Annotated in this window: 21 protein-coding genes and 1 pseudogene; 11 read left to right on the forward strand and 11 right to left on the reverse strand. The window is 69.1% G+C overall.

The annotated features are described in order from the left end of the window. Positions 1-49: 49 nt before the first annotated feature. Positions 50-1,087: an SMP-30/gluconolactonase/LRE family protein gene (locus tag ACFY2A_RS15625; protein WP_387172129.1), complete on the forward strand. Its 1,038-nt coding sequence runs from the start codon at positions 50-52 to the stop codon at positions 1,085-1,087. A gap of 155 nt (positions 1,088-1,242) precedes the next feature. On the opposite strand, the gene ACFY2A_RS15630 is transcribed toward ACFY2A_RS15625, so the two are convergent. After that, entirely contained in the window at positions 1,243-2,121 is an 879-nt protein-coding gene (locus ACFY2A_RS15630) for a hypothetical protein (protein WP_387172131.1), read from the reverse strand. A gap of 181 nt (positions 2,122-2,302) precedes the next feature. Between ACFY2A_RS15630 and ACFY2A_RS15635 the strand changes: the two genes are divergently transcribed. From ACFY2A_RS15635 to ACFY2A_RS15650, 4 genes are read left to right on the forward strand one after another with little or no spacing between them, the layout of a single operon-like run. Then, a complete protein-coding gene (locus ACFY2A_RS15635) occupies positions 2,303-3,415 on the forward strand; it encodes a hypothetical protein (RefSeq protein WP_387172133.1) in 1,113 nt (370 codons plus the stop codon). After that, the gene (locus ACFY2A_RS15640; RefSeq protein WP_387172135.1) at positions 3,387-4,085 is read left to right on the forward strand and encodes a hypothetical protein; all 699 of its coding nucleotides are present in this window, start codon (positions 3,387-3,389) and stop codon (positions 4,083-4,085) included. Before ACFY2A_RS15635 ends, ACFY2A_RS15640 begins: the two co-directional genes overlap by 29 nt. Then, positions 4,082-4,738 (forward strand): hypothetical protein, encoded by a 657-nt coding sequence (locus ACFY2A_RS15645; RefSeq protein WP_387172137.1) that lies wholly within the window; start codon positions 4,082-4,084, stop codon positions 4,736-4,738. Before ACFY2A_RS15640 ends, ACFY2A_RS15645 begins: the two co-directional genes overlap by 4 nt. Before the next feature lie 48 nt (positions 4,739-4,786). Continuing rightward, on the forward strand, positions 4,787-6,010 hold the full coding sequence (locus tag ACFY2A_RS15650; protein WP_387172139.1) for a hypothetical protein: 1,224 nt from the start codon (positions 4,787-4,789) through the stop codon (positions 6,008-6,010). Positions 6,011-6,094: 84 nt separating this feature from the next. On the opposite strand, the gene ACFY2A_RS15655 is transcribed toward ACFY2A_RS15650, so the two are convergent. The 4 genes and pseudogenes from ACFY2A_RS15655 to ACFY2A_RS15670 form a co-directional block, all read right to left on the reverse strand. Continuing rightward, the gene (locus tag ACFY2A_RS15655; protein WP_387172141.1) at positions 6,095-6,409 is read right to left on the reverse strand and encodes a VOC family protein; all 315 of its coding nucleotides are present in this window, start codon (positions 6,407-6,409) and stop codon (positions 6,095-6,097) included. After that, positions 6,391-6,801, reverse strand: a complete 411-nt coding sequence (locus ACFY2A_RS15660) for a 4a-hydroxytetrahydrobiopterin dehydratase (protein WP_387172143.1) — start codon at positions 6,799-6,801, stop codon at positions 6,391-6,393. Before ACFY2A_RS15660 ends, ACFY2A_RS15655 begins: the two co-directional genes overlap by 19 nt. A 35-nt stretch (positions 6,802-6,836) precedes the next feature. Further along, a complete protein-coding gene (locus ACFY2A_RS15665; protein ID WP_387172293.1) occupies positions 6,837-7,562 on the reverse strand; it encodes a helix-turn-helix transcriptional regulator in 726 nt (241 codons plus the stop codon). A gap of 165 nt (positions 7,563-7,727) precedes the next feature. Then, positions 7,728-7,823: pseudogene (locus tag ACFY2A_RS15670) on the reverse strand (HTH domain-containing protein); the annotation flags it as partial. An 81-nt stretch (positions 7,824-7,904) separates the two neighbouring features. Between ACFY2A_RS15670 and ACFY2A_RS15675 the strand changes: the two are divergent. Then, positions 7,905-8,843: an alpha/beta fold hydrolase gene (locus tag ACFY2A_RS15675; protein ID WP_387172295.1), complete on the forward strand. Its 939-nt coding sequence runs from the start codon at positions 7,905-7,907 to the stop codon at positions 8,841-8,843. Between the two features lie 154 nt (positions 8,844-8,997). On the opposite strand, the gene ACFY2A_RS15680 is transcribed toward ACFY2A_RS15675, so the two are convergent. The 6 genes from ACFY2A_RS15680 to ACFY2A_RS15705 form a co-directional block, all read right to left on the reverse strand. Beyond that, positions 8,998-9,393 (reverse strand): hypothetical protein, encoded by a 396-nt coding sequence (locus tag ACFY2A_RS15680; protein ID WP_387172145.1) that lies wholly within the window; start codon positions 9,391-9,393, stop codon positions 8,998-9,000. Between the two features lie 130 nt (positions 9,394-9,523). Next, the gene (locus ACFY2A_RS15685; RefSeq protein ID WP_387172147.1) at positions 9,524-10,363 is read right to left on the reverse strand and encodes an SAM-dependent methyltransferase; all 840 of its coding nucleotides are present in this window, start codon (positions 10,361-10,363) and stop codon (positions 9,524-9,526) included. 314 nt (positions 10,364-10,677) lie between these two features. Then, positions 10,678-11,034 (reverse strand): VOC family protein, encoded by a 357-nt coding sequence (locus ACFY2A_RS15690; RefSeq protein ID WP_387172149.1) that lies wholly within the window; start codon positions 11,032-11,034, stop codon positions 10,678-10,680. 67 nt (positions 11,035-11,101) lie between these two features. After that, positions 11,102-11,923 carry an alpha/beta fold hydrolase gene (locus tag ACFY2A_RS15695; RefSeq protein WP_387172151.1) on the reverse strand — a complete coding sequence of 274 codons (822 nt, stop codon included), beginning with the start codon at positions 11,921-11,923 and terminating at the stop codon, positions 11,102-11,104. A gap of 19 nt (positions 11,924-11,942) precedes the next feature. Then, positions 11,943-12,512, reverse strand: coding sequence for a DJ-1/PfpI family protein (locus tag ACFY2A_RS15700; RefSeq protein ID WP_387172153.1), 570 nt, complete (start codon positions 12,510-12,512; stop codon positions 11,943-11,945). Positions 12,513-12,594: 82 nt separating this feature from the next. After that, positions 12,595-13,338, reverse strand: coding sequence for a GntR family transcriptional regulator (locus tag ACFY2A_RS15705; protein ID WP_363925383.1), 744 nt, complete (start codon positions 13,336-13,338; stop codon positions 12,595-12,597). A 434-nt stretch (positions 13,339-13,772) separates the two neighbouring features. Between ACFY2A_RS15705 and ACFY2A_RS15710 the strand changes: the two genes are divergently transcribed. The 5 genes from ACFY2A_RS15710 (at position 13,773) to ACFY2A_RS15730 (ending at position 19,159) form a co-directional block, all read left to right on the forward strand. Further along, complete coding sequence (locus tag ACFY2A_RS15710) at positions 13,773-15,158, forward strand: extracellular solute-binding protein (RefSeq protein ID WP_387172156.1); 1,386 nt, start codon at positions 13,773-13,775, stop codon at positions 15,156-15,158. A 101-nt stretch (positions 15,159-15,259) separates the two neighbouring features. Beyond that, a complete protein-coding gene (locus ACFY2A_RS15715) occupies positions 15,260-16,105 on the forward strand; it encodes a sugar ABC transporter permease (protein ID WP_363925381.1) in 846 nt (281 codons plus the stop codon). Beyond that, positions 16,105-17,016 (forward strand): carbohydrate ABC transporter permease, encoded by a 912-nt coding sequence (locus ACFY2A_RS15720; protein ID WP_387172158.1) that lies wholly within the window; start codon positions 16,105-16,107, stop codon positions 17,014-17,016. Before ACFY2A_RS15715 ends, ACFY2A_RS15720 begins: the two co-directional genes overlap by 1 nt. Then, positions 17,016-18,083 carry an ABC transporter ATP-binding protein gene (locus tag ACFY2A_RS15725; protein WP_387172161.1) on the forward strand — a complete coding sequence of 356 codons (1,068 nt, stop codon included), beginning with the start codon at positions 17,016-17,018 and terminating at the stop codon, positions 18,081-18,083. The genes ACFY2A_RS15720 and ACFY2A_RS15725 overlap by 1 nt, the downstream gene beginning before the upstream one ends. Continuing rightward, entirely contained in the window at positions 18,083-19,159 is a 1,077-nt protein-coding gene (locus ACFY2A_RS15730; protein ID WP_387172162.1) for an ABC transporter ATP-binding protein, read from the forward strand. The genes ACFY2A_RS15725 and ACFY2A_RS15730 overlap by 1 nt, the downstream gene beginning before the upstream one ends. Positions 19,160-19,183 lie beyond the last annotated feature (24 nt).

The raw sequence follows: 19,183 nt of genomic DNA on the forward strand, positions 1-19,183 counted from the left end.
GGGCCACGCTCGATGCGACAAGCCGAATTGGAAGGGAACTGTACGAAACATGCGACGACTACTCGCGATTCTGATCGTCCCGGTGCTCGGCGCGCTCGGCACCGTACCTGCGCCGGCATCGGCGACTGTGCCGACCTCGGCGTCCGCTGCCGCCGGCCCGCGGCCGGTCAGTTACGTCCTGCCCGGCGACGACGCCTACCCCGAGGGCATCGCCCGCGACCCCCGGAGCCCGTACTTCTACGTCAGCAGCCTGACCGACGGGCGCATCTACCGCGGTGACGTCCGCTCACCGCGAACCACGGTGTGGCTGCCCGGCAACGCCGCGGACGGCCGGACCACCGCCGGCGGGATGAAGGTCGACCATCGCGGCCGGCTCATCGTCGCTGGCGGAGGAACCGGGTACGTGTGGGTGTACGACACCCGGACCGGTGCACTCCTGCACCGCTTCGCCACCGCTGCGCCGAATCCCATGCTGAACGACGTCGCCCTGACCGCCAACGGCGACGTCTACGTCACCGACTCGTTCCAGCCGACCCTCTACCGGATCCCCGCAGCGGACCTGCGCGGTGGCACCGGCACCACCAGGACGCTACCCTCCTTCCTCGACCTGCGCGGCACCAGCATCGACTGGAACGCCGGGTTCAACCTCAACGGCCTGGTGGTCACCCACGACCAGCGCCACCTCATCGTCGCCGACTACAACGACGGCGCGCTGCACCGCATCGACCTGCGGCGGCGCACGGTCCGAGCGATCGACCTGGGCGGCGCCACGGTGCACGGCGACGGCCTGCTCGTCCGTGGCCGCACGCTCTACGCGGTCAGCAACATCGACGGGAACGGCAACACCGTCAACGTGCTGCGGCTCAACCACCGCGCTGACCGGGCAACGCTGCTCGGGCGACTGACCGACCCCGCGCTGCACGGCCCGTCGACGGCGGCGTTCGACGGCCGTGATCTCCTCGTGGTCAACTTCCAGTACGGGGCAGAGAATCCGGTGCTGCCGTACACGGTGGTGCGGCTCGGTGCGGGACTTCCTTGGCCTGCCGTGTCCGAGGGCCAGGCGACGCCCGACTACCGGCTGTCCTGACCGGTCTCCCGGCTGGACCTGTGCTTCTCCCCTCATAGGTGGGGCGACCGGGGCCGACACCCGCGCTACGGGCGTCGGCCCCGGTCACGGCACCAGGTCGATCCGATGGCCCGACTTGGGCCGCCGGTGCCGCTCACCCTGCTGGTGGGCTCAGCTCAGTCCGCCTGATCCGCCACCTCCAGTGCCGCCCGGTAGCCCACGTGCTGCACGACGATGTCCACGTCGAGTGCGGACTGCACCGCCCGGGCGACGTCCTCCCGGACCGTCGCGAGCGCCGTGGTGCCGAGGTCGGTCAGCCAGGCGCGCAGCAGCAGCAGGCGAAGTTCCGAGGCGGCCAGCTCGGCGACCTCCAGGCGACCTGCCTGCTCGGCCCGGGCCAGCAGGCGCTCGGCGAGCAGGGCCGGTGCCTCGAGTTCACGGCCGATGAGGCACAGCACCAACCGATGCTGCTCCATCCGCGCGGCCAGCGCGTCGGCGACCAGCACCACCCCCGCTGACGCCCAGTGCCGTACCACCGGATTGTGCCGGCTCACCACCCCCATGAGTGGGCTCAGCTCGCGCCCGTCGGCCTGACGGCGCAGTTCGAGCAGGTAGCTGGCGGTGAGCGCCTGAAGCCGGCGTTGCGCACGCTGCACCGGGTTGAGTGCGGCCACCCGCCGCACACCGCCGGACAGTGGACGCAGGGACTGCAGCGCCCGCTTGGGCGAGTCCTCGAACGCCTCCACCACGTCCTGCTCCAGCTCGGCGCGCTCCTCGGCGGTGAACGCCTCGCCGGCGAGGAACTCGGCGAACGCGACCGTCTCCGCCAGGTGGCCACGGGTCAGCCGGTATCCGCGACAAGCCGCGACGACCGTGGCCGCCTCCGAGGGGTCGACCGACACGACGCCCCGCGGGAAGCCGCTCGCCTGCTCCAGCCAGTGCTCGGTGGCCAGCGGGGTACCGGCCCATCGGCGGGCGGCGTCACCACGGGCCTGCTCGGCATCGAACAGCGGTGTCGCTGCAACCGCGGGCGCTGCACTGACCTGTGTGGACATGGTGACCTCCGGAAGCCGGTGACGCGGAATGTGCCGGACCGGGCGGCCCGGACATCCCGCATTCGCCGGCCACCCGCTGCGCGGTTCCCCGGCGCGGGTAGGGAACCGGTCCACGCCGCCACGGCGAACCCCGGCTGTCGCGACCCTCGCCAAGGGACGCGTTGGGGGAAGGAGCCGGACGATGGCGTACGTCGGTATCGACAGTCAGGGCGCGCGGACGCTGGGCGGGGTGCTGCGCGACACCGGGACCCGCGCGGAGGCAGTGCGACGCCAGGTTGTCGGCGCGCTCAACCTCGCCGAGTTGACCAGCCAGGCGCCCCTGCAACTCGCCCTCGTCCAGGACGGGTTCGCCACCCTGGGCGCCGGTGTCATCGACAAGGCCGAACTCGCCGAGCAGTTCGCGATCGACCCCCGGGGGGTGGCCACCGGCCTCGGCGCGACCACAGCCGAACTCGGCAGTGTGCTCAGCGCGCTGCTCGGCTTCGCCGGCCCACGGGATCTGCGGGCCGTCCTCGTCGGCCTCGCCCCGGCCGGTACGAACGCGGCGCTGGACGCGGCACTTGCTCGCCTGTCCCCGGTGCTGGTGCCGGCGCTGCTGGCCGGGCAGCGGCCCGACCTCCCCGCAGAACTGCTCCCCGACCTGCGAGTGCTGGCCATCGCGTTGGGCATTGAACACGTCGGACCGCCGGTGCCGCCGGTGGACGGGGAGCAGACCGGCCGTGGCTTCCTCGGCCTGTTCCGGCGCCGGGCCGAGCAACGCACCACCGAGGTGTTCTGGCAGGACTTCTGGTCCGACGGCCGGACCGTCGACGACGTGCTGGTCGACCCGGAGCGACTGCTGGACTGGGTCGCCGGCACCGTCGAACTGGACCACCGCCTCGCCCGCGCGGCAGACCTCCCGCGACTGGGCGACATACTGGCCACGCACGACTTCGCCACCGCCGAGAGCGCACCGGCCGAGCTGGCCGCGGAGATCGCCGCTGCCGAGATCGAGTTCGCGGCGATCGCCGACTGGCTGCCCGCACACCTCGTGGGCCGGGACGCCACCGCGCCCGATGACACTCAGCTCCGGCAGACCCTGGCCTTCGCCGCTCGGGTCGGCTGGACCGACCCCGGTGCCGCAGCCGCTGCGGGCCATCGACCTCCAGACCCGGCGCGAGATCCAGATCGGGCGGCACTGCGACGCGCGGCCGGGAGCGCTCGCCGACGCGGTGGCCCGGGTCGCCGCCGACTACCCGGATGCGGTTCCCGCGCCCACCGTCACGGTGCTGCCCGAACTGGTGCCCGCTGGTGAGGTGCTGTCCTCGTCCGCAGCGGCCGGACCGGTCTGGAAGCTCGGAATCGGTCGGCACTACCGCGACCTCAGCGTCGCCACGCTCGCGCTCGGTCCGGGCATGCACGCGGTGGTGGCAGGCCCCGCCGGCAGCGGCCGCACGGGTGCGCTGCGCCTGCTCGCCGCCGCCGCCCGCGCCAGCGCACCCGACGCCCGCGTGCTCGTGGTGGCCGCCGACCCGGACGCCTGGACCGGTACCCAGGGCACCGAGGTGGCCGGCTCCTTCAGTGGGTTGACCAGTCAGCCGACCACGGGACGGGCACTTTTGCTGGTCGACGGAATCGAGTCGCTGCCCGACGCCGGGCCGGCCCTGGACCGGCTCCTGCCGGGCCTGCCGGCCGGCGTCCACGTTGTCGTCGCCGGCCGGACCGACGCCTTCCGCGGCATGCAACCGTGGCAGCGGGCGGTGACCATGTCGCGCACCGGGCTGCTGCTGCGCCCGGCACCGGACGACGGCGAGGTGCTCCGGGTCCGGCTGCCCCGCGAGGCCCCGCCCCGGCCGCTGCCGGGACGCGGCTATCTGGTGGAGGCCGGCGGGTTGGCCCAGATCCAGGTCGCGTTCCTGGCCCAGCCACCACCGGGCGCACGGCTGGCCATGCCGGTCGGGGTGTTCGCAGGGGAGGCACGATGAACAGTCCGTCGGCGTACGGCGTAGGGGTCTGCCTGAGCACACACGGTGTCGTGGTCGTGGTGGTCCGCGACAACCCGATACGGCTGGCCGCGGTCGCCGAAGTCACCGGCAACCTGGCGGGAGCGAAGCCCCTGTCGCGGCGGCTGGCACGCGCACGGCGGCAACTCGGCCTACCCCGCTGGTGCTCGGTATCCATTGTGGATTGCTTCGGCGGGCCGGGCGAGCCCGGTGACCACGGCGGTCGGCGCGGGCAGCACGGTTCGGACGGGCCGACGACGTCGCGGCCGGAGTTCGCCGCCCTGCTCGCCCGCGCGGGATTCCTGCCGACTGCGGTACTGGTGCCGGCGCAGCTCACCCACCTGCGAAACAACGTCGATCTGGGTGTCGGTGTGGCCGTCGATCCACGGCTCACCGAGGCGATGGCGGACGAGGCACCCGGATGGGCGGCGGCTGCGGCACTCAGCGCGTTCCCGCGTCACAGCATCGCCGGCGGTGGGGATCGATTTGCGGGTGCTGACGATTCTGGCAGTGATGTCCGACAATGGGAAAGCCGCACAGCGGAGACCGGATGGGCCGTACAGCGCGTGCGCGCGTCCGGTGAGCGCGAGCAGCAAACGGAGGAGACGCCATGCGTATCCCGACGAAAGGCGTGAAGGTCACCGTCGCCACCGGCGAGCGGCGAGCGGCGACCCATGTCACCGGTGACCCGCTGGCTCATCATCGGGCTGGCCTGGGTCCTCGCCTCCGCGACCGTGCTGGTCGGCTCGCGGTACGCGGTGAACGCCTGGGTCGGCGACCCTGGCGCCGTCCCAGCGACCGCACTGGACGCCCGCTCGTTCGGCGACGCCTCGGCACCTCCCGCCGACCGGGCCGTTGCCGGCTCCACCCGCCTGACCCCGGTTAAGCCACAGGTGCTGCTCGACTCGCGTAAGGTCGGCGCGCTGCCCGCCGGCGTGGACGTGACGGTGCCGGTGCCCGAGACGGCCGCCGGCACCAGTGCTGTGCTGGTCGAGGTCTCGATCCTGGCCGCGAAGGGCCCCGGCGAGGTCACCGTCGGTCAGGGCACCGACCGGACGACCGTGTTGCGGGTGCCGAAGGCCGGCGCGCAGACGTCCGCCACCGTGGTGGCTCACCTGGCCCCCGACGGCGACCTGCGGGCCAGCACCACCGGCGGCGGCGATCTGCTGATCCGACTGGTCGGCGTCTTCGAGCCGGCGGACCGGTCCGACGCCGGCCGCATCGTGGCGGTGCCGCCCGCCCGGGTGGTGACTCTCGTGCCCAGGACCGACGGGAAGAAGGCCAGCGTCGCGCTCGCCGAGGTCCGGCAACTCGCCGACGCAGGCCCGATCTCGGCGGTGATCCTGCGGGTCACCGCCGACGTCGGGTCCAATGGCGGGCTTGTCTCCGCCGGGACGCGCGCCGGTGATCTGAACCAGACCGTCTACTGGTCGGCCACCAGCGGCAGCGACCGCACCCGCAGCGGGCTCATGGTCATTCCGATAAGTAACGGGTCGGTTCACCTACGGTACGAAGCGGGCACGGAGATGCGAGCGGACCTGGTCGGCTACCTCACCGGCACCGGCGCGCCCGAATCCAGCGAAGGACTGGTGGTCCCCGTTCCGCCACACACCCCCGAGCCGGTACGCACCACCGAACAGTCCGATGCCGAGATCACCCTGGGCACCACGGAAACGCTCGCGAACGTGCCGGTGGACCGCATCGCGGCGGCGCTGCTGACCGTCACCGCCACCGGTGACGCCGAGGGCAGTGTCAAGGTTGGCGGCAAACCGACCCTGACCGCCTCGAAGGGTGCCGCACGCTCGGCGCTGACTCTGGTCGAGACGCCACAAGCGCGGGTACGAGTCCAAAGCGCCGTGGCCGCCACCGTGACCGTCACACCACACGCCCTGGTGCTGACCGGCTGACCAGGCTCGGGTCCTGCCACAGCGCACGTGCATGAAGAGCTGCAAACTCATCAGGGTCAGAATCGCGAGGGCGACACGCGCGCCTCAATCCTTCTTCGCAGCGGACACGTCGACGCAGACGGTTCCCTTGTTGCCGTCCTGGTCGGCGATCACGGTGAGCGAGGGCGCGTTGCTGTCATCGACGGCGGTCCCGCCCGCGGCGAGGGCGGCGGCGATCCGCTGCTCGGCCACCTCGGGCGCCACATAGACCTCGATGTGGAACCGCTGACGTGGGGTCTCGTGCTCGTCGGCGTCCCCGAACCAGAGGTTCGGTACCCGACCGGTTGCATCCCTGATCTCGTCGCTGGGAGACCCGCGTCCCTGGGACTCGGCGCTCCCGGTCAGGAGGGCGGCCCACACTGGTGCGATGGTCGCGGAGCGCGCCGTGTCGAGGCCGAGCTCGATGTCGCTGACCGAGGCCGGTCGGCGTTGACCTTGTGGTCGGCGGCGATCTCGGTGATCCGGCGCGCGAGGTCGACGTCCTGCTGAGTCACCCATTCGACGACATGCTCGGTGCCCTCGTCGTCGCGGAAGATGGCGTCGTCGCTTACCAACTTGAGGTCGACGTACCCATTGCCGATCGACACGCGCGGGTGGTGGCCGAGCGCGTCACCCGCCTCGCCCACCGCGGCGACGAACCGTGCGCCGGTGCCGAAGTCGTCAACCAGGTAGCGGGCATGCAGTCCCTGGGCCAGCTTGCGCCAATCAGTCAGGTTGGCCTCGGCGATCTGTTCACCCCTCAGCATGTCCATGAACCGGGACCCTATGGCTGATTCAGTCCGCAGCGCTAGCGCAACGAATTGAGGCACGCACCAGAGACGTCCGCTCGACGGTGCTGCCGGTCTCGGCCGTACCGCTCGACGAGCGCGTCGCCGATCGAGGCTAGGTGGTCTCGCACACCCGCAGGGCCGGTCACCTCGATCCAGTCGATCAGCCCGGCAAGCTCGCCAGCGAGTTTGTATTCGTCGTTGCCGCGGATCACGACCTCGATACGGCCGTCGGTCGTGGCGCCTCCCACTTCGAGCCGATCGCCGAACCCCATCCGGAGCACGCCTATCCCCTGGGGCGCGCACACCGCCCGGACTTCGAGCGGCATTCGTTTGCGCTCGACCTCGTCGGCGATCGCGCGCCAGCCCTCGGCAAGGTCGAAGTCCTCGGGCCGGTGCACCGGGTCGCAGGTCGGGTCGGCGGACGACACGCGGTCGATCCGGAAGGTCCGCCGACCGGCCTCGGTATTGGCGACGAGGTACCACGACGGGCCTTTGGCGACGATGCCCAGTGGGTGCACGATTCGTTCGGTTTCGGTGCCCTCACGGTCGACGTAGCCGAGCCGGACCTGGACACCGCGGATCACCGCGTCCTGGAGCGCGTCGAGGAAGCGCGGCGGTCGGGGCTCGACCCGGCTCGCCCCCCATCGCTGCGGGTCCATCACGAGCGACGACGCTGCCGCCTCGGCCTGCACCCGGAAGGGTTCCGGTAGGGCGTGGACGAGCTTGCGCAGCGCCGCTTTCACGGCCGGCGTCGCAGCCGAGACCGGGCCGGCGACCAGGAAAAGGGCGCGAGCCTCACCCGCGGTCAACCCGGACAGGTCGGTGCGGGCACCGCCCACGAGACGCCAGCCGCCGCCTCGGCCCTGCACGGAGTACACCGGGACCCCGGCCATACCCAGTGCGTCGAGGTCACGGCGAGCGGTTCGCTCGGAGATCTCCAACTCCCGGGCGACCTCCGCTGCTGTCACCTGCTCGCGATGTTGCAGCAGAAGGAGGATGGCCATCAACCGGTCGGCTCGCACTTCGACAACACTTCCACAAAAACCGGTCAGGAGGTGACCGGTATGGGTCGGCAAGATGCCGGCATGACAACCGATTTTCCCGAGCCCACCCGCATTTCGGTCAACGGTGTGGAACTCGAAGTCTTCGAAGCCGGCCGGCAGAACGCGGGGAACCCCATCGTGCTCTGTCACGGCTGGCCGGAGCACGCCTTCTCCTGGCGCCATCAGATGCCCGCCCTCGCGGCAGCGGGCTACCACGTCATCGTCCCGAACCAGCGGGGCTACGGCAACTCGTCCTGCCCTACCGAAGTCACCGACTACGACATCGCCCACCTGTCGGGTGACCTCGTCGCCCTGCTCGATCACTACGGATACGACGATGCCACCTTCGTTGGCCATGACTGGGGCGCAGCCGTCGTCTGGGGCCTGACCCTGTTGCACCCGAACCGTGTCCGCAAGGTGATCAACCTGAGCCTGCCGTACCTCGAGCGCGGGGACAAGCCCTGGATTGAGTTCATGGAGGAGGTGCTCGGTAGCGACTTCTACTTCGTCCACTTCAACCGGCAGCCGGGCGTCGCGGACGCCGTGTTCGAGGAGAACACGTTCCAGTTCCTTCGGAACATGTACCGCAAGGACGTGCCCCTCGCGGAGCCGCAGCCGGGCTGCGCCTTGATCAACCTCGCCAGAATGGAAACCCCACCCGGTGAGCCCATCATGAGCGACAACGAACTGGCCGTCTTCGTCTCCGCCTTCGAATCAACAGGCTTCACGGGCAGTTTGAATTGGTACAGAAACCTGGACCGCAACTGGCGCCTGCTGGCGGACGTGAACCCGATCATCCGACAGCCCACCCTCATGATCTACGGCGACCGCGATACGGTCGCGAGGTCCGAAAGGCTGACAGAATTCGTGCCGAATGTGGAAGTGGTCAGTCTGGACTGCGGTCATTGGATCCAACAGGAGAAGCCGGACGACACGAACCAGGCGATCCTCAAGTGGCTGGACCAGCGGGATGCCGCCTAGCACTGCAGCAGGAGATCCGCTTCACGGTCCGCTGAGGGTTTGCGGACTGTAGTCGCTGGTCATGCCCCTGCCCTGCGGGTTGGTGGCAGACGCCACCAACCCGCAAGAAGCGCAGCTCCGCAAGCTCGGCGTCAGCCGCTGCCTCCGAGCCGTCTCAATCGGAGCGCAGCGTCGACCACAGACCGAATGCGCTGAGCATGAAGAGGACCAGACCTCCGCCGGCTGGCAGCAGCAACCAGGGGTCCGGCTCCCAGGCGGAGGTGGCGCTTGGCCCCGCCACCTTGGCCCCGATCGCGCCGACGGGCCGGTCGTAGAGCAAGGGGCGGATGTGTACCCGGTCGATGTGGACGCTGCCGTCGTCTGCGGTGAAGGGGCCCGAACAGGCCCAGCCGTTCCGCTTGCCGCCAGACTCGAAGTGGCAGTCACTGACCGCGACGTGCCCTGGCACCCCAGCGACGAACGCGTAGCCTCGCTCAGCCCCCATCACCATGAGGACCACCCCGAAGACCAGTACAAAGCCGCCGTAGGCGGCGGGAGGTAAACCCCGCACCGCATGCCTCCTGACGCGACTACCGACGAACCAATCGATGCCCGCAGGGTACTGACATCGATCGAACCCGCACTTTCCCTTGCCGCATCAACTGTTCGAGATGGACACCAGTCAGCGTCGTCGCGACGGTCTACGGTTTGCGGGCAAGTAGTCCGACGAAGGTGTGGTAGGTGTCGGTCTGTTTCGGCGCGGACGTGCCCGGATCCGGGCGCCACTCGGCCAGCGGCACCAGCCCCGGCTCCAGCACCGTAAGCCCATCGGCGAAGGAGAGGATCTCCTCGTCGGTACGCCAGCGGCCGGTGCCCAGCGACTCGTTGAAGACCCGCTCGACCTCACGGGCCTTACGAGAGCCTTCCGGATCCCGCTCCCCCGGATCACGGAAGTGCGAGATCGCCACGTAACTGCCCGACGGCAGCGCGTCGATCAACTCTGCCGACACCGCTCGCGGCTCCTCGTCGTCACCGAGGTGGTGCAGGATCGCGAAGAGCAACAACCCGACCGGCCGGCCCAAGTCGAGAAACCGGCGGACGTCCGGATCATCGAGGATCTCCTGCGGACGCCGGACGTCAGCCTGAATCACCGTCGCCGTGCCCTCCGCGGAGAGCAGAGCCCGGCCGTGCGTCAGGACGATCGGGTCGTTGTCCACATACACCACCCGGGCGCTCGGGTTGTGCTCGGAGGCGACCTCGTGCACATTGCCCTGGGTAGGCAGTCCTGACCCGATGTCAAGGAACTGATCGATGCCGGCCTCGGTCACGAGGTATCGGATCACCCGGCGCAGGAAGGCGCGGTTCGCCTGGCCGGCGGCCGGCCCGTCCGGAGTGATCCGCAGGGCGTGCTCGGCGACCTTCCGGTCGACCTCGAAGTTGTCCTTACCGCCCAGGAAGTAGTCGTAGACCCGGGCCACGCTGGGAACGGTGAGGTCGATTCCGGGGGGTGCGGCCTTGTCGCGGCTCAATGGCATCTCCATCCGACTCTGATCACCTCACCGGGTTCTGCGGGCAGTCCCGGACTTTTTCAGGGAGTGTAGCGATCGGACAGGGTGCATTGTCGCCCCGCTGGTATCGCTCCCAGCGGATCGGCCCCGCGACCAGGAAGCACGCCGAACGGCGGTGACAGGCGTGCCGGGCCGAGCAGAATGGGCCGGGACGCCACCGAGTGCGCGGACCCGGTCAGCCCAGCAGTGTGCGGACCGGCGGTGAGAATCAGGAACGTGGGTTCGCGCAACAGAGTCTCCACACACGGCAATATAACGGCTGCGAAGGCATGCCAGTGGGTCCACCGTCAGCCGTAGTACTGGACCAGGCAGAACTCGTGATCCTCCGGGTCGGCCATCACGACAACCACGCCCTCGTCGTAGTCGTGCCGTTCGCCGGTGAACCGGCCACCGAGATCGACGACCAGGGCCATAGCCTCGTCGATCTGGTCGACGGAGATGTCGAGGTGAACCCGCACCTTGCCGGTGCTGGCCTCCGACACCGGCTGGAACACCAGCCGTGGCTGAGGGTCACCTCGTTCACCGAGGTAAACCCAACCCTCCTGCGACGGACCGGGCTCGCGACCGAGCAGGCCGCTCCAGAATCGGGCTACCCGCTCGGGGTCAAGGCAGTCAATCGTCACACCGGACCAGACGTTCGCCATCTACCGATCCTGACTGAGCTTCCGCCACTCGACACCATCCGCCTCACGTCAGACCTGCCGTCGCAATTCAGTGACAGCGGTCCCCGCCGAGGAAGCTCGACAGCAGTTGCCTGAACTCGTGCGGGTGCTCGATCGCCGGCACGTGCCCGCATCGGCCGAGCACGTGCAGACGGACATCGGCCAGGTGTTCGAGTAAGGGCCGGGTTGCCGTCTCGATCGGGGTGACCCGGTCCTCGGCGCCGTGCACGAGCAGCACGGGCGCGCGGACCGCGGCCAGTGTTTGCGCCGATAGGGTGAGATCGTCTACCCATCGTGCCCTCGGTGGAGGGAACAACGACGCGTAGGCGGCCGCCCCCGCTCGCATCGCAGTCGCACGGGCGTCGACGGCCGAGTCGGTCACGAGCGCTTGGTCGAGGACGAGGCGGCTCAGCATGTCTCGTGCCCCGAGAGGGCCGGCGGGGGCGGCCCAGACCGCGTCGAGATCGGCGGACAGCGGCGCTCCGGGGGCACCCATCGTCGAGACCGCCACGACCCGGGTGACCTGCCGGGGACGCGCGGCCGCCAACGCCAGCGCCACGGCACCGCCCATGGAGTGACCCACCACGGCGTAGTCGTCGATACCGAGAGCATCCATCAGGCCCGCGGCCTGCTCCGACCAAAGCCGGAGCCCACCGGCGGAGCCCTCCGGGACCGGTGTACGGCCGAACCCCGCCTGGTCAGGAGCCACCAGGTGCCAGGACGTGCCCAGCGCCTGCGCGGTCGTTGCCCAGGCGCCGGACCCGGTCGTGCCGGGCCCGGAGCCGTGCAGCATCAGCACCGCCGGCCCGGTGCCGCCCTCCAGGACGTGGACGGGGGAGCCGTCGACTGTGACAGTCCGAAGTGTCGTCATCGGGGCGGGCCAGGTGTGCTCATGCCGATGAGGGGTCGACGGACTTCGAGAAGAGCTCCATCATCGCCCTGCCGAACTGCGGCATGTCGGGCCACCCCCGGCAGGAGACGAGGTTGCCGTCCACGACGTCGGGAGCGTCGATTACCGTCGCGCCCGCGTTCTCCATGTCACCGGTGATGGGTGGGAAGCAGGCCGTCTTTCGACCCTTCAGTAGTCCGTACACCGCTGGTACCTGCGCACCGTGGCACACCAGTGCGACGGGGAGGTTGCGCGCGAAGAAGTGCTCGGTGATGCGCCTGACGTCGGCGTTGACCCGGATCCACTCGGGGGCACGTCCCCCGGGGATGATGAGGGCGTCATAGCGCTCGACGTCGACCTCCGCCCACGGCACGTCGACCGGCAGCTTCCGGCCGTTCTTCTCCACGTAGGCGTCGGAGTTGGGGTCGAACTCGTGGATGACCAGTTGCACGTCACGCATCGTCAGTGACGAGACGTCGACGTCCCAGCCGCCCTCCTGCACGCGGTAGTAGGGATACATGGTGTCGAGTTCCTCGGCGGCGTCGCCGGTCAGGAGCAGCGCTCTGGGCACCTGCTTCTCCTCGCATCTGGGGGCGGGTAGGGAGATCCAATCCGATCCGATTTGGTTAGCATTCCCGGGCCCAGCCCGCCCGTCAAGCCTCCGCCGCCACTGCGTCCGCGCCCTTGGCCTCGTCGAACAATCGCCGGAAACGCTCGCCGGACCGCAGGATGTGCCGACGCATCGCGTACGCGGCGGCGTCGGGGTCACGCGCGGCGATCGCGGCCACGATCTCCTCGTGCTCGGCCATGGCCAGGTGGGTGACCTGCGTGTCGTGGTGCAGCCGGAAGAGGTGCACGTGGCTGTGCAGGCGCGCGAGCGCTTCACGTATGACCTGGTTCTCCGCGCTCAGGGCGACGAGATCGTGAAAAGCGGCGTCGCGCAGACCGAAGGCGCCGTAGGCCGTCGGCCCCGCGCCCCCCTCCAGCTCCGCCATCTCCTCCAGCATTCCGCGCAGACCGGCCACCTGCTCCAGGGATGCGCGTTCGGCGGATCTGCGCGCCGCCGCCGGCTCGAGGAGCAGGCGGACCTCGAGCATGTCCTCGAATCGCTGACGGGTGATTTGAGGGGGGATGCGGTAGCCGGCATGGGGCACCCGCACGACCAGGCCCTCGGCCTCCATGCGGTTCAGGGCGTCTCGGATCGGCGTCTGCGAGACCCCCAGCTCTCGCGCCAGGACGTCGATCGTGACGCGGGAGCCAGGCTCGATCCGTAGCGACATCAACTGTCCGAGCAGCGTGTCGTACACCTCGTCGGCAAGCCGACCGCCAGATCTTCCCGGCGACGTTCCGCCCGTCACGGCCCTACGGCCCCGCGCGATCATCGCATCGTCGTCCATCGTGACGTGAGGTCCCTTCTTACGTGTTCGCGAACCTGTTGACATCAGTCACAACTCTGCGACATGCTGACGCCCCCGCAGGATCGTATAGGAAAAGCGGCGGATGCCCGCCATCCTGCACCGTCGAGGAACCGCCCGCGATCGCTCTACCTCGATCACCTGGAGCTCCCATGAGCATGCTCGACGTCCTGCTCGCTTCGTCACCGGGCCGCAGATAGGCCGAAGGACTCCTCGCCGGGATGGAGATCCAGTACATCGCGGCGTGACGCCGGCCCGCGGGTCGGCCCCCGCGACAGCCCGGCAACACGCCTGAACAACCCAGCAACTGCTCGTGCAAAGCACATAGCGAGGTTCTAGAAGCCCCCACCCAGAAAGCAGGCGATAAGATGCGGTACCCACAGCGAAGAGGACGATCGTCCGTTCCCGGCCGGAAGGTGCAGCTGGCGACGGCGGCCATGCTGCTGGTGGCCACGACCATGGCGGCTTGCGGCGATGGCCAGGACGACGGCGGGACGGCGAGCGCCCCCAAGGCGCCGGCGACCATCCCGGAGCTCACCACGGACCCGCTGACCCTCAGCTTCATCTGGTTCGACTGGCCGCCCGCCCAGGCGCTGGAAGCCTTCGCGAACGCGGAGTACAAGAAGGAACGGCCGAACGCGACGATCAAGGTCAACACCGTGCCGAACGCGAACTGGCACGACGCGATGTTCACCCAGTTCGCCGCGCGCAAGACCGACTTCGACATCGCGATCCTGGACTCGCAACACATCGGCGAGGCCGTGACGAACGGCAACATCCTCGACATCACCGACTTCGTCAAGAGCAACATCGACGTCAATGCCTACAACCCGTACCTCCTCGCGGCCTACGGCCAGTTCCCCCAGGCGGAGACCGGCAAGCGCGACGAGAACGCCAGCCTGTACGGACTGCCGCTGCTCGGCGACACCTGGACGATGATCTACCGCAAGGACCTGATCGGCGACACGCCACCGCAGACCTGGGACGAGATGATCTCAGTCGCCGAGAAGTGCCAGGCGGACAACCCTGGCGTCAGCGGCCTGGCTTTCCACCAGGCCAACGGCTCCGACGCCGCGGCCGTAACCTACAACACGGTCAACGGCGTCTACGGCGGCAACCTCTGGGACGCCAAGACGCGCAAGATCGAGGGCGTCCTCAACGACGCCGCCGGCCAGGAGGCGATGGACGTCCTGGTCAACAAGATGAAGCCGCTGACCGCCAAGGGCTCCGGCAACTGGTTCATCGACGAGGTGAACGCGGCGGTCGCCCAGGGCAAGGCATGCATCGCGTTCAACTGGATCGCCGCCAGCGGCGGCCTGCTCGATCCGAAGCAGTCGACGCTCGGCACCACTCGGGAGCAGATTCTCGACAAGCTGGGTTTTGCCACCCTGCCGAGCCAGAAGACCAACCTGGTCCCGCTCGGCGGTATGGGGATGCACGTGTCGGCCTACTCCCCCGAGGCGAACCAGGCTGAGGCCCTGAACTTCATGAAGTGGTTCGAGCAGGCCGACATCCAGAAGAAGTGGGCCGCAGCTGGTGGCGTGCCAGCGCGGACGGACGCCCTGGAGTCGCCCGAGTTCCTCAACGCCGGGCCGTTCAACCAGGTGTACGCCGACTCGGTGCCGCGGATGCGGGACATGTGGAACGTGCCCGAGTACGCGCGCCTCGTCGACATCGAGAACACCAACGTGAACGCGGCTCTCAACGGCGCGAAGAGCCCGAAGGATGCGCTCGACGACATCGCCAAGGAGCAGCAGGCCGTGCTCGACTCCAGCAACCGCAGGGGTGGCGGCGGACTGTGAGTGACCCCGTACCTCTGACGACCGAACACCCCGGGCAGGTGGCGTCTGCGGCGCCACCTGCACCGGGTCGGTCCCGTCGGCTGAGCGACCGCGGGCTCGCCGTGGCCTTCATCTCCCCCGCGCTGCTGTTGTTGCTCGCCATGTCGGTGTTCCCGTTGTTGTGGGCGTTGTACCTGTCTTTCACCGACTACTCGGCCACCCGCGGCGGGCCCGCCCGATTCGTCGGGTTCGGGAACTACACCGCCATCCTGACGTCGGCGCAGGTCCACCAGCGGGCCCTGACGACGTTGATCTACGTGGTCGGCGCGGTCACCCTGCAGACCGTGCTCGGTTTCGCCATCGCCTACCTGATCTCCCGGCGCACGCACGGGCGGGGACTGCTGACCACTCTGTTCCTGGTGCCGATGATGCTGTCGCCGGTCGTGGTCGGGCTGTTCTGGCGATTCATGCTCGACGCGCAATTCGGCGTGATCAACAGCATGCTCGGCTCGATCGGCCTGGGGCAGGTGGAGTGGCTCACCCGGCAGCGAACGGCACTGCTCTCCCTGATCGTGGTCGACACCTGGCAATGGACGCCGTTCATCATGCTCATCGCACTTGCCGGCCTTACCGCAGTTCCCAAGTACCTGTACGAGGCCGCCTCGATCGACCGGGCGTCCGAGTGGTTCCGGTTCCGCACCATCACTCTTCCGCTGGTGTGGCCGCTACTGCTCATTGCCGTGCTGTTCAGGGCCATCGAGGCCTTCCGGCTGTTCGACCTCGTCTACATCCTCACCAACGGAGGCCCGGGCGTCTCCACCGAGACCCTGTCGTTCCACGTCTACAAGGTCGCGTTCCTGGGCTTCAACACCGGAACCGCCTCGGCGTACGGAATCCTCATGGTCCTCGTCGTCATCGTCCTCACGCAGCTCTACCTGCGCTACCTGAACAAGCTCAAGGAGGGCTGATGGCCGTCTCCGTCGACGAGACCGTGTCCACAGGTCCTGCCCCGGATCGCACGCCCCCCAGGCGCCGCCTCGGCGGCCGGGGCCGCTCCCTGCTGGAAGTCGCGCTGCTGACCGTGCTGGCCGTCGTGATGCTCTTCCCGGTGCTGTGGATGATCGAGACGTCCATCAAGGAGAACCGGGACGTCTACGCCGTCCCGGCCGAGTTCTTCGGCTTCACGGTCACCATGGATCACTTCAAGGACGTGTTCGTCGCCCCCGACGGCGGTCGCTCGCCCTTGTCCGTGGCGTTCCTCAACTCCGCCGTGGTCGCCGGGGTCTCCACGCTGCTGGCCACCGTCCTGGGTGTCCCGGCGGCCTGGGCCTACTCACGCTTCGCCGTCAAGGCCAAGAAGGACCAACTGTTCTTCATCCTGTCCACCCGCTTCATGCCGCCCGTGGTGGTGGTGATCCCGATCTTCCTCATGTACCGCCAGGTCGGACTCATCGACAGCAAGCTCGGTCTGATCCTCATCTACACCGCGTTCAACGTCCCCTTCACGATCTGGATGATGAAAGGGTTCGTCGACGAGGTGCCCGCGGAGTACGAGGACGCCGCCATGCTCGACGGCTACACCCGGTTGCAGGCGTTCCGGCGATTCACCCTTCCCCTGCTCGTGCCCGGCATCGCCGCGACGGCGGTCTTCGCTCTCATCTTCTCCTGGAACGAGTTCGTGTTCGCCATCTTCCTCACCTCAAGCGACAGCGTGCGGACCGCCCCACCCGCCATCGCCGGCCTCATCGGTGGCACCACGACGGACTGGGGTCTGGTGGCCGCCGCCTCCGTGGTGTTCGCCCTACCGGTGCTCGTCTTCGCCTACCTGGTGCGCAAGCACCTCGTCGCCGGTGTGACGCTCGGGGCGGTGCGACGCTGATGGCGGGCATCGAGGTGACCGCCCTGCACAAGCGCTACCCGGACGGGACGGTCGCAGTCGACCACGTGGACCTGTCCATCGGCGACGGTGAGCTGTTCGTGATGCTCGGTCCGTCGGGTTGCGGCAAGACGACCACGCTGCGGGCCATAGCCGGCCTGGAGAGGCAGACGACCGGCGACATCCGCATCGGCGACACGCTTGTCAACGACCTGCCGCCCGCCGAACGCGACATCGCCATGGTGTTCCAGTTCTACGCTCTCTACCCGCACCTGAGAACCCGCGACAACCTGGCGTTCCCCCTGCGGGCCGAGGGGCTGCCCAAGCCGGAGGTGCGCGAGCGGGTCGACGAGGCCGCCCGGCTGATGCGGCTCGGCCCGCTGCTCGACCGGCGACCGCGCCAGCTATCCGGCGGGGAGCAGCAACGCGTCGCGCTTGCTCGCGCCCTGGTGCGACGACCGCGCGCATTCCTCATGGACGAACCTCTCACCAATCTGGACGCGGAGCTGAGGGCGGACATGCGCACGGAGATCAAGCACCTGCAGGGTGAGCTGGGAACGACAATGGTCTACGTCACCCACGACCAGGTCGAGGCGATGTCGCTCGGTCACCGAATCGCCATCCTCAACAAGGGCCGGGTCGAGCAGATCGGCACGCCGCTGGAAGTCTACGACCGTCCGGCGAGTCTCTTCTGTGCCGCGTTCATCGGCTCCCCGCCGATGAACCTGATCGAGGTGGAGGTGGCCGACGGGAAGCTGCGCGGTCAGGGCGGACTGGCCCTCACGCCACCGCCGGGCCTGCCGCGCGACCGTCGCCTGGTCGCCGGCGTCCGGCCGGAGGCACTGGAAGTCACCGAACCAGGGGCGGACCGTTCGGTCCCGGCCCGCGTGGTCTCGGCCGAGTGGCTCGGCGACGAGATCATCTACGTGGTCGACCACGGCGACCAGCACGACGTCCGGGTGCGGATGCCACCGACCGTCCGTTTCGCCGCCGACGCACCGGTCGGGCTACGGCACACCGGCGCAACCCCGGCGGTCTACGACGTGAGCACGGAAGAACTGGTGGCCTGATGGGAACCGTGGCAGTGCAGGGGCTGTGCAAGTCCTTCGGCAAGGTTCAGGCCCTGGACGGGGTGACGCTGGACGTGCCGGACGGCTCGTTCTTCGTCGTGCTCGGGCCCTCCGGCGCAGGCAAGACGACGACCCTACGAGCGATCGCCGGCCTGGAGAAGCTCGACGCCGGGTCGGTGCACCTGGACGGCAGGGACGCGACCGGTGACGCCCCGGCCGCGCGCGACCTGGCCATGGTCTTCCAGAACTACGCCCTCTACCCGCGACACACGGCGTACGAAAACATCGCCTCGCCGCTGCGGGCACGCCGCTGTTCGTCAAGCGAGATCACCGCTGCCGTCGAGCGGATGTCGAACCTGCTGCACATCGAACGTCTGCTGCAGCGTCGTCCCGCGCAGTTGTCGGGCGGTGAGATGCAGCGCGTCGCCCTGGCCCGGGCGCTGGTCCGTCGGCCGCGCGCGTTTCTCATGGACGAGCCGCTGACAAACCTCGACCTCAAGCTCCGCGTCGAGATGCGCACCGAGCTCACCCGCATCCACCGCAGCCTCGGAGCAACCTTCCTCTACGTGACCAACGACCAGGTCGAGGCCCTGTCCATGGCCGACCTGGTCGCGGTCCTCAAGGAGGGGAAGGTGCAACAGGTCGGAACGCCGACCGAGGTGTACGAGCGTCCCGCCAACCAGTGGGTCGCAGGATTCGTCGGGAGCCCACCGATCAGCCTGCTCCCCTGCCACGCCGAGGGAGATCGTCTGATCGGTGCACAGGGCTGGACGCTGCCGCGGCCCCGCTGGACGACGGCTGAGGACGGTCGTGCGCTGCTGCTGGGCCTGCGCGCGGAGGACCTGTCCGTCGAGCAGCGTGGGCACGCGTCGTTGTCGGGGGAACTCTACGGGCTTGAGCCGCTCGGTGACCGAACGGTGGTCGACGTCCGAGTGGGGACCGAGATCCTCAAGGTCAAGGCACGACCCACCGTCACCGGAACGCCGGGCGAGCGGCTGGTTGTCACGGTCGACCTGGACCGTGCGCACTTGTTCGATGCGGACACCGGACTGTCGCTGTCCGAGGCTGGGCGGTAACCGCGCCGGGTGGCGACGGCACCA

It is taken from the genome of Micromonospora sp. NPDC000442 (assembly GCF_042898635.1).
In the GTDB taxonomy this organism is placed as follows: domain Bacteria; phylum Actinomycetota; class Actinomycetes; order Mycobacteriales; family Micromonosporaceae; genus Micromonospora.

What these genes read in the sequence shown, in the direction of transcription:
- ACFY2A_RS15645 (WP_387172137.1), top strand. Translation starts at nt 4,082, where the DNA reads ATGAACAGTCCGTCGGCGTACGGCGTAGGGGTCTGCCTGAGCACACAC.
- ACFY2A_RS15730 (WP_387172162.1), top strand. Translation starts at nt 18,083, where the DNA reads ATGGGAACCGTGGCAGTGCAGGGGCTGTGCAAGTCCTTCGGCAAGGTT.
- ACFY2A_RS15625 (WP_387172129.1), top strand. Translation starts at nt 50, where the DNA reads ATGCGACGACTACTCGCGATTCTGATCGTCCCGGTGCTCGGCGCGCTC.
- ACFY2A_RS15690 (WP_387172149.1), bottom strand. Translation starts at nt 11,034, where the DNA reads ATGGCGAACGTCTGGTCCGGTGTGACGATTGACTGCCTTGACCCCGAG.
- ACFY2A_RS15720 (WP_387172158.1), top strand. Translation starts at nt 16,105, where the DNA reads ATGGCCGTCTCCGTCGACGAGACCGTGTCCACAGGTCCTGCCCCGGAT.
- ACFY2A_RS15695 (WP_387172151.1), bottom strand. Translation starts at nt 11,923, where the DNA reads ATGACGACACTTCGGACTGTCACAGTCGACGGCTCCCCCGTCCACGTC.
- ACFY2A_RS15660 (WP_387172143.1), bottom strand. Translation starts at nt 6,801, where the DNA reads ATGGACATGCTGAGGGGTGAACAGATCGCCGAGGCCAACCTGACTGAT.
- ACFY2A_RS15685 (WP_387172147.1), bottom strand. Translation starts at nt 10,363, where the DNA reads ATGGAGATGCCATTGAGCCGCGACAAGGCCGCACCCCCCGGAATCGAC.
- ACFY2A_RS15635 (WP_387172133.1), top strand. Translation starts at nt 2,303, where the DNA reads ATGGCGTACGTCGGTATCGACAGTCAGGGCGCGCGGACGCTGGGCGGG.
- ACFY2A_RS15705 (WP_363925383.1), bottom strand. Translation starts at nt 13,338, where the DNA reads ATGGACGACGATGCGATGATCGCGCGGGGCCGTAGGGCCGTGACGGGC.
- ACFY2A_RS15630 (WP_387172131.1), bottom strand. Translation starts at nt 2,121, where the DNA reads ATGTCCACACAGGTCAGTGCAGCGCCCGCGGTTGCAGCGACACCGCTG.
- ACFY2A_RS15725 (WP_387172161.1), top strand. Translation starts at nt 17,016, where the DNA reads ATGGCGGGCATCGAGGTGACCGCCCTGCACAAGCGCTACCCGGACGGG.
- ACFY2A_RS15675 (WP_387172295.1), top strand. Translation starts at nt 7,905, where the DNA reads ATGACAACCGATTTTCCCGAGCCCACCCGCATTTCGGTCAACGGTGTG.